This window comes from Alistipes timonensis JC136 (assembly GCF_900107675.1).
Taxonomy (GTDB): Bacteria; Bacteroidota; Bacteroidia; order Bacteroidales; family Rikenellaceae; genus Alistipes; species Alistipes timonensis.
Genome location: NZ_FNRI01000005.1, coordinates 88,145 through 102,889, shown reverse-complemented (window position 1 = coordinate 102,889; position 14,745 = coordinate 88,145). Strand labels below are relative to the sequence as shown.

8 protein-coding genes are annotated in these 14,745 nt (G+C 54.8%); 1 reads left to right on the top strand and 7 read right to left on the bottom strand.

Going from position 1 to position 14,745, the window contains the following annotated elements; all coding sequences use genetic code 11:
• Positions 1 to 104 precede the first annotated feature (104 nt).
• On the top strand, positions 105 to 659 hold the full coding sequence (locus tag BLU78_RS08045; RefSeq protein WP_010260303.1) for an outer membrane beta-barrel protein: 555 nt from the start codon (positions 105 to 107) through the stop codon (positions 657 to 659).
• Between the two features lie 70 nt (positions 660 to 729).
• On the opposite strand, the gene BLU78_RS08040 is transcribed toward BLU78_RS08045, so the two are convergent.
• The 7 genes from BLU78_RS08040 to glsA form a co-directional block, all read right to left on the bottom strand.
• Positions 730 to 3,252, bottom strand: coding sequence for a zinc-dependent metalloprotease (locus BLU78_RS08040; protein ID WP_020693246.1), 2,523 nt, complete (start codon positions 3,250 to 3,252; stop codon positions 730 to 732).
• Positions 3,253 to 3,375: 123 nt separating this feature from the next.
• Positions 3,376 to 5,856 (bottom strand): zinc-dependent metalloprotease, encoded by a 2,481-nt coding sequence (locus BLU78_RS08035; RefSeq protein WP_010260297.1) that lies wholly within the window; start codon positions 5,854 to 5,856, stop codon positions 3,376 to 3,378.
• 208 nt (positions 5,857 to 6,064) lie between these two features.
• The gene (locus BLU78_RS08030; RefSeq protein ID WP_083355384.1) at positions 6,065 to 7,681 is read right to left on the bottom strand and encodes a PKD-like family lipoprotein; all 1,617 of its coding nucleotides are present in this window, start codon (positions 7,679 to 7,681) and stop codon (positions 6,065 to 6,067) included.
• Positions 7,682 to 7,683: 2 nt separating this feature from the next.
• Positions 7,684 to 8,667, bottom strand: a complete 984-nt coding sequence (locus tag BLU78_RS08025; protein WP_081504085.1) for a DUF4843 domain-containing protein — start codon at positions 8,665 to 8,667, stop codon at positions 7,684 to 7,686.
• A 29-nt stretch (positions 8,668 to 8,696) separates the two neighbouring features.
• Positions 8,697 to 10,289: a RagB/SusD family nutrient uptake outer membrane protein gene (locus BLU78_RS08020; protein WP_081504084.1), complete on the bottom strand. Its 1,593-nt coding sequence runs from the start codon at positions 10,287 to 10,289 to the stop codon at positions 8,697 to 8,699.
• 13 nt (positions 10,290 to 10,302) lie between these two features.
• Entirely contained in the window at positions 10,303 to 13,353 is a 3,051-nt protein-coding gene (locus BLU78_RS08015) for a SusC/RagA family TonB-linked outer membrane protein (RefSeq protein WP_261797738.1), read from the bottom strand.
• A gap of 406 nt (positions 13,354 to 13,759) precedes the next feature.
• Positions 13,760 to 14,743, bottom strand: a complete 984-nt coding sequence (gene glsA, locus BLU78_RS08010) for a glutaminase A (RefSeq protein WP_010260278.1) — start codon at positions 14,741 to 14,743, stop codon at positions 13,760 to 13,762.
• Between the last annotated feature and the right edge of the window lie 2 nt (positions 14,744 to 14,745).

The following is a 14,745-nucleotide window of genomic DNA, read 5'->3' as shown; positions in this document are numbered from 1 at the left end:
ATGCGAATCCGTCTATCGGGAGGACTTTTTTCGAAGGTCCTCCCGTTTTTTTGCAGCGCGGTTTTTGCTATATTTACGGCTGTAAACCCTTAAACCAGAAAATTATGATCAAAAAATTGCTGATGGCCGCCGTTATTTTGGCCACGGCCGTGCCCGCCGCGGCCCAGGGATCGCGTCGCAGCGAGGTTTCCGTCTCTTACGGCGTTGCGCCTGTGACGGACTGGATAGATTCGTACAGCAACATCCTGACCGGGGTCATCGCAGGCTCCGACACCGACCTTACGGGGTGGGGCACCGTCACCGTGGGTTACAGCTTCCGGGTGATCGGCAGTCTGCGCATCGGCGCACAGGTCGCCTACTCCTCGAACACGCAGGAGATCAAGAAGACCGGTTCGGAGATCAAAAACCGCTACTGGACGCTGATGCCCAATGTAAAGTGGAACTGGCTGAACCTGAAGATCGTGTCGTTCTATACGCGGGTGGGTGCGGGCGCTTCGTTCTCCAAGGCCAAGATCGGGGGACAGAGCGACAAATCCACGCTTTTCGCCTTTCAGGTGTCGCCCGTCGGCGTCGAGGTCGGCGGACGTATCGCGGCTTATGCCGAAGCGGGTATCGGAACCTCGGGCAGCTTGTTGGTCGGAGCGCGGTACCGCTTCTGACCGGAAAATCGAAAAGAAGACTTACCTTTCGGGTAAGTCTTCTTTTTTTAATGGATAGTTTTGGGTCTCTTTATTTCCCGGTCAGCGCCATGTCGATCAGGGAGAGATAATATTTCAGGGCGCCGCGGTCCATTGCATTATTGCAATTGCCGATTGCCCGTTGTATGTCTCTGCGGGCATCTTTCATTTTCCCGAAATAGACGGGTTCCGTGTTTTTCGGAAAGTAGTAATAGATCGTCGTCGTCGGTTGCATGGCCTGCGTCGTGACGCCAGTTTCGGTCAGGTCGTCCGGGAGCAGTCCGGATGCGGAACCGGCAGCGTAACGGATCGAGGCGATCCGGCGGTTGCTTTCTTCCCATTCGGAGAACGGATCGACAGCCTCGTCGGCAAGCGACTTGCCATTGCTTTTCGCCTTTTTCAGATTCGCTTTCAGCACGGGCGATCCGTTGAGCAAGAACGCAATGTATTGTCCTGCGTAAGTCATGCGGGCGGGGGTCAATGCTTTTCCCTTCCGGACATCTTTGAAAATGAACGTTGCGATATCGTTGAGCGCCTCTTCCTGCGTATAGGGGGCCTCCGATTTTTCGACGCTGAGGGCCATCCGGGCGACACGGTTCATGATTTGCATGATCGGCATGCTCGTATAGGCTAATGCAGAAAGCGTGCTGTTCGGGCCTCCCAGATACATGAACTCACGATTGGCATCCATCCAGGATAAATCTTCGCACAGTTCGAGCACCGCTTTCAGGGCTTGCTTCTGCACGTGTGCCGGAACCGGGATGTTGGCCGGCTGCATATTGTCTGCGTGGGGCTCGTTCTGGTAAATTCCGCCGATATAGCCGGACAGATAGCGCACGTAGTCGTATATTTTCAGGAATACGAAATCCGGGAACAGGTCCTTGTAGGATTCGGGAATGCTGTCGTCTTTGAGCCATCCGGGAGCATTGGCGATGATGAACTTCAGGTTTTCGATATTTTGCGCCATCGAAACGGTTATGTCGCTGCCCAGGTCGCCTTTTTGCGCCCGGGGATCGAGGGCGAACGATATTCCGCTCTGTTTGCCGTAGAAAAAGCGGGGGTCGCCGGCCTTTTCGGCGAGCCACTTGTCCAGCGTCTCTTTTTCATCGCTTTCCAAAGGCGTGTACAGCCATTTGACGGCGAACTCGTCGTAGATACCGGGCTTGTCGATGATCGTTGCCACGCCGCGCTCCCGGTCGCCGGGGCGTGCCGCATAGTTGAACAGCACATCGTCGGTGACGGATGCCGTGAAGCCGTATTTTCGGGTAAAGGCCGGATCGCGCAGCTGTTCCGGGGAGTAGGCCATGCTGCCGGCCAGGTTGGGGGCCAGGCCCAGGGCTGCCGCCATTCGCTGCATGACCTTTGCGGTCAGCACTTCACAAACCGCTTCGTCGGACAGATAGTAGCCTGCATAACGGCGGTCGGTGTTGGCGATAGTATAGACGGCCTCCTTGCGGGCGCTTTCGGCAAAATCACGCGGTACGGTCAGTGAAACACTCATGATCTCACCCGTGCGCGGATCGGGCAGCCGGTTCAGCGTGACGGTGTTTCCGGTAGATGCCGAATAGACGACGCGGCTGATCAGCGGGTCGTCTGCCCGGAAAGCGCTGTCGGACGGATAGCGTTCCACCCGGATCGCCCGTTCGAATCCCGCCTGTTCCAGCACCGGGTTCCATTTCTCGATTCCGGTCCGGATCGCCCGGGCCCAATTTTCCGAAAACAGGGTGTCGATATAGATCACGATCGGTTTGACCGGTTCGGAGAGTTCTCCCCGGCGGATTTTTTCGGGCTCTTTCGCTTCCAGTTTCCACCGCCCGGCGAAATAGCCCTCTTTGCTGCCTTTGTCGCTGAAGGAGGTGTAACGGACATACGAGGTTCCGATCCGCGGATCGGCTTTCCGGACCTTCATCTTTTCGTCCGGCAGCAGGGTCAGCGAGGTGACGATGCCGGCCGATGTCTCCGGCTTTTCATCCAGGATGCCCATTGGGAACGCCAGTGTCAGCCGGATGCCGACCTCGGACGAAACGGCGATGCTGTTGTTGAAGGCCTCCACGCCGTCGATCTGCGACCGGTCGGCGATATGTGCGTTTTCATAAATGAAAAGACCCTCTCCCACGGGAACGCCTCGCAGGTTGACGATATCGTTGTTGCTTCCTTGGAAATAGGAGGTGGCGTTGAACACGACCGCCGTGCTGTCGTTGTTGACGGCGGCGATGGGGAACGTTTTGACGATGGGGCCGATCCGTGAAGCACGCAGTGCGCTTTCGACATTGGCGTCGTCGCCTTTTGCATAGACGTTGTAGGCAGGCTTGCGGAATAATACCAGCGAGTCGGTCCGGTCGATCCGCAGCCGTTGGCTGGGAGCGGCTTTCTGCCCCGGGGCCAGCAGTCCGACATCGCTCGTGCGGTCGATGTGGGTGTCCACCAGCAAATCGCGCCCGAAAATGCCGACAGGCACTTCCAGATAAATTTTGTCCTCTACCTTATGAACGGTCATGACGCCCTTTTTGTGGACGACCCCTTTCTTGCCTTTGAAAAGCTTGTCGTATGCGGTGGCTTTCGGCGCTGTTTTCACGCTGTCGGCCGTCTCTTTTTTCTTTTTCTTTCCGGCAGCGCAACTCTCCTGTACAGGAATTGCCAGGCTCCCGATAACCAGTCCTAAAAGTAATATCTTGTAGTATTTCATAGTCGGGACTTTCTATTTTAAACCGAGCTCGATGGTGCGCAGCAACAATTCATAATGTGCTTTTGTCTCTTTCGGAGCATTGTCCACCCGGCTTTTGAGCAGCGTTTGAACCTTTGAAACGTAGGCGTAAATATCTGCGACGGTTGCTTGTCCGCGGTTGAAGATCGCACGGGGCGACCATCCGAATCCCGATACGGGATCGTAGCTTATTTCGCCGCAAAGGTTCTCGCCGTGGAGGTTGCAGGTGCAGGCGGTCATGTCGTGCTGCTGATCGGCAAAGCCTTTTCCCGAGGCCTTGGGCAGCGGGAAGTTGCCGACTCCCATCATCTGTTCGACGTACTGTTTCTGAATGTCCATCTGTTCGCGCGTGAGTTTCCGGCCGTTGACGGTCGGCTTCCAGATGAAATCATAGACGATATCGGCGCAGTCCCGGAACGAGAAGGAATTTCCGGCCACGTCGGCCGACAGGGAGACGCTGAACGGCGCGGAGATGATCAGCCCGCCGAGCATGTTGGCCACGGCAGCCTTGGGGGAGCCCATGATCGCCAGTTTGTTCATCAGTTCGCGGTTATCCAGCCAGTCGAGATCGCCGTAGAGTTCGAACATGTATTTCAGGGCTGCGACCTGCTTTTCGGTGGGAATGTTCGCGAATGCCGGCAGCGTATCGTCGGCCTTCACTTCATTCTTGTAAAGTCCGCCCACATTCAGGTAGACGTGCTGGATGTACATGGCCATCTGGTTGATGATGCCCTCCAATATCTCTGTCCGGAACTCGAAATCATCGTCGCCCGAGGTGATCCACTTGTCGTAATCGCCGATCAGCGTTTTGAGGTTCTTCACGCCGTAACGGGTCGCTTTCACCACGTCGTCGCCCAGGTCTTCCGTCTGCGACCGGGGATCGAAGAACCTTACCGAGAACTGCTGTTTTCCGTAACGGGCCCACGGATGTTCCTTTACGGCATCGGTGATCCATTTGGCTGTGATCGGAGCCTCTTCCTCGACGTTTGCCGCTTCGAAAACAGGCATGTAGGTCCAGTGGACCAGATACCGGTCGTGAATCCCGAACCGGGGCGGCGTGAGTTTGACGCCGCGCTCTTTGTCCCCGGGCTGCGCTACATAGTTGAAGCGGGCATAGTCCATGATGGAAGTCGTGGTCCCGTGCTGCCGGGTGAAGGTCGGCGAACGGAGCGAATCGACCGGAATGACCGACGATGCGCTCATGTTGTGCATGAAGCCGAGGCAATGGCCGATCTCGTGCGAGATGACGTAACGGAGGGCGTCGCCCAGAATCTCGTCCGGAAGCTCCGCCTGACGGACCTCTTCGTCGACCGTGGCGGTCTGTACGAAACGCCATTTGTTGATCAGCCGCACGATGTCGTGATAGACATACACCGACGCATTCAGGATCTCGCCGCTGCGGGGATCGACCCATGAGGGCCCCATGGCATTCTGGATGCCGATCGGGGCATAGCGCACACAGGAGTATTTCAGGTTGTCGGGGTCGAATTCGGGGTCATCCGTCGGAAAATCCCGGGCTTCGATGGCGTCTTTGAATCCGATCTCCTCGAACAATTCCTGCCACTGGTTGATTCCTTCTTTGATATAGGGTCTCCATTTGGCCGGGAAGTCGCTGTCGACGTAAAACACGATGGGCTTTACGGGCCTGACTTTCTCCCCGCGGCGGAAGGCGGCGGTGTCGGACGGCGCGAGCTGCCAGCGGTTGGCGTAATAGACGGGAGCCGTCGTCCGGGAGCCTTCACCCAGTTGCATCCGGGGTGTGAAGAAGACTCCGATCCGATAATCCGCCATGCGGGGACGGTAGGGTTTCTCCGGCAGCAGAATGATCGAACGGGTCATTTCCACCGTGAACGGAGCGTCTTTCAGGAGCGTTTTCCCGTCACCGTACGAGGCCAGCGAATAGGTGTACGAAAGGCAGCTGCGCACCGAAACGTTGTCACCGAAGGCTTTGATTCCGCTCAAATAGGAATTTTCGCTTTTGAAGCTCTCGGTTCTTTTGAATGCCGATCCGTAAAGCGAGTTCCGGTCGAAAGGGCTCATTTTCTTGTTGTCCCCGACGAAAAAGCTGGTCATGTCGAACACCACGGCCGTGCTGTCGTTGTTGAACGTTTCGATTTTGGCGTTTTTCAGGATCGAGCCGATGCTGCTCTTTTCCAGGGCCCTGTCGATCGCCGCATCGGTTGCGATGTAATCGGCATTCACCTCCCGGAGCTGCACATGGGTGTCGGTCTTCGTAAACAGGACGTGCAACGGCTGTGTGGGCTTCGAGCCTACGACGGCGTTGGCGTTCTCGCTGATCTCCGTCACCGTGGAGCCGATTAGCATTTCCCGTCCCAGCAGGTTCACCGGGAGTTCGAAATAGAGTTTGCCCTTCATTTTGTGCAGGGTGATCAGACCGCGCGCCGTCTCGTGCTTTTCTTTGAAAAATTCGTCGTACTTGCTCTTTTTATTGGCTGTGGAGTCGCTTTGGGACATTTCAGTCCCGGCTTTTTTCTTTTTGCCGAACGGCCAGAACGCAGATGCCGTCCCCGGAAATCCTCCCAGGCATATCGACAAGCATGCCACTGCAAAAATGAAATTTCGTTTTTTCATAAAATATCCAGCTAAATTATTGGGTTAGTTATCCTACGAACAAAGGTAATCGATGCGTATTGCATCGATTACCTTCCTGTCTTCGGGAGCTTTACTGTTTGCCCTGAGTTCCAAGTGCCGTGATACGTCCGAATCCGGTGAATGTATGATCCGCATCGGCGGTCCCCAGGCTTCCGGAGTTACCCGTAATGGGGAGCACGTAAACTTTTCCTTCCTGGGTCGTGTTGTTATACGTCGCTACCAGCAATTGGTTGGCGTCCTCTTCCATTACCTCCATTTCGGTACTTTGCTGATCGTAATAACTCCATGCTTCCCGGAAGAGCGACATGGTCGTAATCTCTTCTCCCGCAGGCGCGGTGAACGCGCCGCTTTCGTTGACACCGACGGCACTGCCGCCGATCACACAGGGATAGACCTTGTTTTTGGTGGCGTAATAGATTACGGAACGTTTGTACGATCCCTCGAAACACAGCGCGTTTTCAATATCGGGACATGTCGCGGCGGAATATTTTCCGTCCGATTCGTAAAAATAGCTGCCGTTGTTGAAATCCGGATCATACCGGTTTGATAACCGGTAGACATCGATCGCACCCTGGGGATCTTTGAGGATGAAATGAACCCGTACATGCACCGGACTTCTGGATACCTGTTCGCCGCGGCACGAGCCGATCAGCGTATAGCCCGAAAGCGCGTTCGGATCGAAATTCACACTGCCGCCGGTCCCTGCTGTCAGTGGCGCGATCGGGTATGCGGCCGGGGTCATATGGTAAAACGCCCCTTTGGTCTCGTCGAAGAAAAAGACGTCTCCCATATCGGCATTTACCTGGAGGTATTCGTTGCCGAATTTCTTGTTGGCGATTTGCGAGGGGCTCACGTAATTGAGCGGGTCCGAGAAGGTCTGCGTAATGGCGTTTATCTGTCTGGCATAGGCATAGATATCCCCTTCGTACACGAAAAATACAGAATTGAAGTTTGTTCCGAGCGTCTGGAATTTTTTGTCCTTTTCGGGCGGGAACGTGAACATCTGGTCGAAATTCTGGATGACTCCGTGGGTGCTGGCGTCGAGGTTTTCCAGCGTTTTGTCCGTCATCGCCGTCACGTAGAATGCCTGGGCGGTATTGCCGATGGGGCCGTAGACCAGCTTCCGCATGACGCCTTCCATTTTCTGACCGTTCGTAAAGGAGTAGGAGTCGCGGATGTATTGGGTATCCCCGGTGTAACCGGCCGAAACATATTTGTTCCGCACCAGCGAGATATCCGATGTCGCCCCGTCCCTGGTGTCGGCGACCAGCACGCCGTCGCCCATCCGGCTGATAACGTAAACGTTGTAACGCTGCATGTACTGTACGCCGGTGCGCTTGTTGGTCACCGTGAATACCAGCGAATAGGGTTTCTGGCTGGGGGCCTGGGTGATTACCCGCTCCAGGTCCTTTTCCTCGCTCAGTTTGGAAAAAGTCGTTTCGTTTCCGTTCGATGTAACGGTGATTTTCCATTCGTAGGCGAGGTCCGGATCGTTGGCCGGACTTACTTTCGGGGAGAGCCGCAGCGTACTCCCGTTTGCGATTTCGATCTTCGGACCGAATCCGGTGGTGTCGATCTCTACCGTATCCGTGATTTCGCCGGAAGTGCTTTTGTCGTCGTAGCATGACACGGCGAACGACGCCAGGGTCATGCACAATATGCAATAGGATATAATTGTTTTTTTCATGACTATAAACTAAAGGGATTAACGAGAATGGGCGGATTTTCTTTCAGTTTCAGTTCATAGGTTTTACCGCCCGATTTGACCGAAACGATATTGCCTGCGGCATTCAATACCGCAGCGTCGTCGCTGTGGCGGAGAATGTCGTCCGGATGTGCCTGGTTGTACTCGTAAATATAGGTTTCCAGCTTGTGGAACAACTGCTTCGTATACAAGTCCTGGACATTGCCGGGGTTTATCATGGGATATTTCTCGAGAATATCCGCATCGGTTCCCAGGTATCCGAACACATTGAGCACTTCCGGCCACACTTCCCGGAGGATTTTGGCCAGATTCTTACTGTAAAGTCCGTAGGAGCTGTATTTTGCGCTCAGGCGCTTTCTGGTCGCCGCTTCATTCTGCTCTCCGTATACGTTGCCGTCGTCGTCCACCCAGAGCGCCGTGTAGGACACATACCTCAAAAAGTTTCTTTGCAGCATGTATTCCGGCATCTTAATATCGTTGGACCAGGTCAGCACGGCTTCGAACGAAACGAGGGCTCCGCCCGTGACGGGCAGTTTGGTTTCCGGATCTATGTCCGTCGAGAACTGGTCGTTGCCGAGCAGCCGCAGGCCCAGCGCCAGATCGCCCTGGGCGAGTGCCTGCTTGTCGTTGTTGACCCGCACGGTCACCGTTCCCGACGTAGCTCCGGCCTTAACCATGCCGCCCAGCACGGTATATTGACCGGCGGTGGCGGTCGTTGTCTCGTCGTTCACTTCCACGGCTACCGGACGGTCATAGTCGGCGGTGGGGCCGATGATGTTGAGTTTTATTTCAACATCGGCGTATTCGGCCTCGGGGGTGTCGATAAAAGAGTGCGACAGGTTGTTCGACGGGAAATACACGGCGGAATCTTTTACCGCAAACGTCGAGAGATCATCCTGGGAACAGCCTCCCGACAGGATCGAGGCTCCCGCTATCAATGCCAGCGATGCTATTTTCAATCTATTCATGTTCTTGGTTTTTCATTAATGATTATTCGCTACTGAACCCGGCCGCCGATCTCCAGTTCGTCTTTCGGATAGGGCAGCAGATAACGAGTGGATGTGAATGTGTTGTTTTCGTTGTCGTTTCCGTATATGTTAATCGGATTTTCAAGGTTGTAGCGTTTGAAGAAGTAGAACAACTGTCCCTCGCCGATGAATTCACGCATATACTCTTTGGTCAGCTCGTCGAAAACCTCCATCCAGAATTCATTCTCGATCTGATCTTTGGTCAGGGGTTGGCTCAGGCCGCGTTTGGAACGAATGAGGTTTATGATCTCCAGCGCTTTGTCCTCGTTCGACTGCGAAAGATAATATTCCGCCATGATGTAGTACATCTCGCTGATCTTAATCAGCGGCAGCATATCGCGGAAATCGACGGCCGCCGTCGATCCGTTGTCCGTCTGGTAGAGTTTGTACCCCATGTAGTATTTGTCCTGGGTGCTGCCGCCCGCTGTGCTCTGCTTTGAGGTCTCTTTGAAATGCATGTCGAAGCGGTAATCGTCGAATCCGATATATCCGGGGACATACTCGCCCGTGTCGTAATCGTAGGAATAGGCGTTGAAGATATCGTAGGCCACCCTCGACCATTTGATTACGTTGGTCAGGGCGTTGGGCTGGTAGACGAAATCGATCATTTCGTCGTTTACGATTTTTTTGAGGTTGTAGACATTCAGCGTGAAGAGGTGTTCCTTGGAGAAGACGCGGTCGGGCGTGCCGGCTCCGTACAGATCGGATGCAGTCACCCACTTATAGGCCGTGCCTTCGAGTCCGGTCAGTTCTTCCGCGATGTCGAACGCTTTTTTCAGGCTTTCCGCGCTTCCTTCCCACATGTAAACCCGTGCCAGCGTAGCCTGGGCCGCAAAGTAATTCATGTGGTATACGCGGTTATTCCAGTATCCGTCCTTGTTGGCCGCTTCCGGCGCCTCGTTCTTTCCCCGAATGGGGTCGATCTCCAGGCATTTGATGGCATTTTCCAGATCGGCGATCATCAGTTCGATCGTTTTGGGATAGGTCAGCTGCGGAGTCGTCTCCTTGGCGTATACGGTGACATAGGGAATGGTCGGATGCGTCTCCCGATCTTCCATATTCTGAAGATCGCCGTATCCGTACAGACGCATCAGGTCCAGGTGGAGAAAAGCCCGCAGGGCCAGCAGCTCGCCTTTGATCATGTTCTGGACGAACGGGCTGAGCACCTCGTCCTCGTTGGCCTCGACATATTTCAGTTCGTTGTTGATGCTGGCGATGGTTTTGTAGGTGTTGTTCCACATGCTTTCGATAAAGGGCACGGCCTGCGCATCGTTGTATTGCCCGCTCATGAGAGCTGACCGCTCATTTGAGGCGGACCGGAAATCGGTGTAGGGCTGTGCCAGCATGTCGACCACATAGCTGGTCATGTTCTTGCCATACATGGATGACGAGGACATGTTTATATAGATGCCCGTAAGCGCATCCAGGAAGCCGGCTTCGGTTTTCAGCAATTCGTCGCCCCGGATCTGTGTGCTGGAACCGGTGTCGAGCCAGTTGTTGCAGGAGGTCAGGGTCATCAGCACGGATGCTGACAGTGTATATAACAGGGTTCTTGTTTTCATGAGTTATCCGTGGTTAAAATGTAGCGAGCAAAGTAAAATACAGGGTCCTGGCGAAAGGATAGGAGGTACCGCGTTCCAGCCGGATCGAAGAGAAGGTAGCCACGTTGTCCATCGAACATTTCAGTTGCAGCCGTTTGAGACGCATTTTCCGGGCGACCGACTCGCTGAAATTGTAGTAGAAGTTGAGCGAAGAGATGCTGAACTCATCCCGTTTCTGCACGAAACGCGAGGTCAGACGCGTCGCAGCCGACGCCGAGCCGCCCGTTTCGAGCTGATAACTGGGCCTTTTGGTCGTATACAGCGCGTTCTGCCCGGGTGTGGTCCACCGGCCCTGGAGTACGCGCCGGTCTACGTTGACCCGGATGTTGGCATCCTCGACACGCTCCACCAGGGTATAGTTGTAATATTCGCATCCGCCTTCGTAAGTGCCGTACGCACTCAGGCCGAAGCCTTTGTATTCCACGTTGAATCCGACCGTGCCGCGGTACTTGGGATCGGTCTGGCCGCAGTACACCATGTCTTTTTCCGACCAGTCGTAGGTCCGCTTTCCTTCCCGGTTGATGAAGACCTCGCGGCCGGTCATCGGGTCGATACCCTGCGAAGGAACGGCCCAGATCGCATTCAGCGGCATTCCTTCGATGTATTTCCGCACGGGAGCCGTATTGTTGTACTCTGCCGCGAGTTTGTCCTGCAATTCATTGAAGGCCCGCATGCTTTCCGAGAGCTTGGTGATTTCGTTCTTGTTGGTCGTGATGGCTCCGCTGATGTTGAGGAATCCGTCCTTGCTCTGCCAGGGCGTGTATCCGAGCGAGATTTCCCAACCCCGGTTCATCACTTCGCCCAGGTTGTCGTCCACGGTATTGAAACCGGTCGACGGGACGATCGAGATGTTCGACACCAGGTTCTTCGTCTGATTATAGTAGTAGTTGGCGTTGATGCTGATTCGCTTGTACATCATGTCGAATCCGATGTTGTACTGGTCTTTGACCTGCCATTTCAGGTTCGGATTCTCCATGTTCTGAAGAATGGCTCCCGTAAAACCGTTGTATTGTCCGGAAGTCAGGTAATTGTACAGGGCATACGAGTTGTTGGACGCGAAATTGGAATTACCGTCGCGTCCGTACGATGCGCGCAGACGCAGGCTAGTGAGGTCCCGGACGTTTCGGAGGAATTTCTCGTTGTGCAGGTTCCATGACGCTCCCACGCTCCAGAACGAACCCCATCTGTTGTTGCTTCCGAACGACGAGGCGCCGGAGTAGTTGATGGTTCCCTCGATGACATAACGGTTGTCATACGTGTAGGAGAAGTTGCCCATGAACTGCACCTGCCGCCTGATGACATCATAGCTCTGCGGGGTCGTTCCTTCGGCATACTGGCGGGCGTAACTGATGTTGTTCATCTTGTCGCTCGGGAAACCCTCGGCTTTGAAAGTGCTTTCGGTGAATTTGTTTTCACTGAGCAGCATGTTGAAAGCCGCGTTGATCGAATGTTTCTTTGCGATATCCTTGCTGTATTGCAGGATGAAGTTTCCGTCGAGCGTCGCCTGTTTTCCGTAAATCATGGTGTAGGAACCCTTGCGGACGATCTCTTCCGGGGTGGTCATCGTCACGAATTTGGAGTGGTTGGACGGATAAAACGCCTCGTCCTCGAGCCGTTGTCCGGAAATACCGATTCGTGCGACGGCCCGCAGCCCGTCGATGGGGAGGACCTCCACATAAAAATTGTTGGAGTAGTTGAGGTTGTTCGTGTGCAGCCGGGTGGACAGCGTGGCGTCGTACAGCGGGTTGCCGACCAGGCCGTTCAGGCTGTTTGTTTCGGAGAGGACCTGCACGAGCCGGCCTTCGGAATCGTACGGCGACCAATAGGGGTTCAGGGTGGCGTATTGGGAGAACGTGCCGTAAGGGGACTCCTTGCTGTTGACGTTCCAGACGCTCATGATATTCTGGAACTTAATCTTCTTGTAACGGTATTCGAGCTTCACATCTCCCGAAAGGGTTTCGCGTCCCGAGTCCTTCATGACGCCGTTGATGTTTTTGTAGGCGAATGTGGCTGCGGCGCGCAATGCGTTTTCGCCCATCTCGACATTTACGCTGTGGCTGTGTCCGACGCCCGTGCGCAGCGGTTTGGAGAGCCAGTAGGTGCTGTTTCCGGCTTTGGCCCACTCCAGACGGCTGTTGTACAATTGTTGGTATTCGACCAGGTCTCCCGGTGTCTTCGCGTTGTCGTAGAGTCCTTCGGCTTTTTCGATTTGCAGTTTTTCGAGCGCGTTGCAAAGGTCGTAACTGCTCAGGTCGGGCATTTCCAGCGTCAGCTTGCCCTCGTACGTGATGCGTGTCTCGTTGGCCAGCAGCGGCTTGGTTTCGATCACGACGACGCCGTTTGCGGCTTTGGCGCCGTAGATGGCTTTGGCGGCAGCGTCTTTGAGGATCGTCACGCTGGCGATACGGTTCATATCCATATCGAAGATGCGCTGTACGGTGGTTTCGAAACCGTCCAGGATGAACAGCGGCGTATTGGGGTTGCCGATGTAGTTGCCTTTCAGGTCCATTCCTGCGGCGCCTCCGCTGGTCGGGAACGTCGAGGTTCCCCGCAGCTGCATATCCGGGAGTGCATTGGGGTTCGATCCGGCCGTGAGGTTGGTCATGATGTTCAGCGAGGGGTCGATGCTTTTCAGACTTTGAAAAACATTCATGCCGCTGATCTTCTTCAGCGCCTCTCCGGTAATGGTGGTGGCGGCTCCGGTATAGCTTTCGGCTTTACGGGAGAAGATACCCGTCACGACGACTTCGTCGACGGATGCGGCTTCTTCCTGCATCCGGACGAGTTGGGCGTCACGCGCATGCAGCGTGACCGTTTTGTATCCGATAAATGAGAAACGGAGGGAATCGAGCCCTCGGGGAACCAGGAGACGATAATCACCTTTCTGACCGGTGGTGGTTCCATTGGTGGTTCCGGGAACCGTTACGCTGACCCCGGTGAACGGGGCGCCGCTTTGATCCAGGACAACGCCCTGGACGACGTAGGATTTAGCATTCTGAGCTGAAACGAAGTTTGCCGTGAACAGGCAGGTCAGGAAGGATACTATTAATAATAGTGAATTTCCCCCCCCCTCCGAATTGGCCTTAAGGGAACGACCGTGGAGGTGTTGTTGTAAAATTTCTTCATCGAGTCTGAATTAAGTTAATTTACGGTGCTTATCAACGCATATTTGAAGGATATACATTGATTTTATCGCCGCAATTTAAGGAAAAATGACTGAAATAAAAAAAATGTCGGGCTTCGGAAAGCGTCCGTTAAAGTTGGCGTTGTGATGCTTTTTCATTTTTCCCTGCAGACAGATTTCTTATTGTAATTAGAATGGGGTGTAATGCGAAAAATCGAAACGATATCGTCTTTTATGCTTAAATTGCAAATAATAAAAAAAGCCTGCATCATTTTGAGATGCAGGCTTTTTCGTTGCGGTCCGGTTTTTATGCCTTTACCGGCTCTTTTTCGGCCATCACGCAGCGCGTCGTGCCGAAAAGATTGAGGTTGAGGTGCCCGGCGATGAACGCCAGCGCCTTCTGGGCCTTCACCGAGTTGCCGGCACCGTCGAGCGGGGGAGCGAACGCCGCCACGCCCATCACACCCGGTACGACGCCCATGATGCCGCCGCCGACACCCGTCTTGGCAGGAAGTCCCGTCGTGAAGAGCCAGTCGCCCGTGTGCTCGTAGAATCCCACGGTCGCCATCATCGAGGCGATCTTGGGAGTGAGCTCGGGTTTGAACACCTTTTTCCCGGTCACGGGGTTCACGCCGTCGTTGGCGATTGTCGCGGCCATCGTCGCCAGTTGCGTGGCCGTCACGCCGATCGAACACTGGCGCGTGTAGATGTCCAGCGCCATGTCGGGATCGTCGTAGATGCGGTTGTAATTCTTCAGCAGCCATGCGATCGACTTGTTGTTGAAGTTGGTCGCGGTTTCCGACTTGTAGAGTTCGTCGATCACCTCCACGTCCGATCCGGCCAGGTCGGCGATGAACGAGATGATGGCTTTCCACTTGCCGTCGCTGTCGCCCACGGGTTTGACCATCGAGCAGGCTGAAATGGCTCCGGCGTTCACGAGCGGCGTCGAGGGATGGTCGTTTTCCAGCAGGATGGCCATGATCGAGTTGAAGGGCAGTCCCGTTGCATCGGCGCCGATCTTGTCGAGGACCTCCTGTCCGCTGTACTGGTTCATGGCGAGGATCGCCGTCGGGACTTTCGACACCGACTCGATGCCGAATTTGTAGTCCACATCGCCCACAGCCACCACGTCGCCGTCGGGCAGGCAGGCAGCGATGCCGAAGAGGTTCGACGGCACGTTGGCCAGGTAGGGGATATAGTCGGCGTTTTTGCCGCCGGTTTCGTTTTTGCATCGGTCATAGGCCATCCGCAGGGCGTCCTGAACCGCTTTTTTGTCGATTTTCTGAATCATGG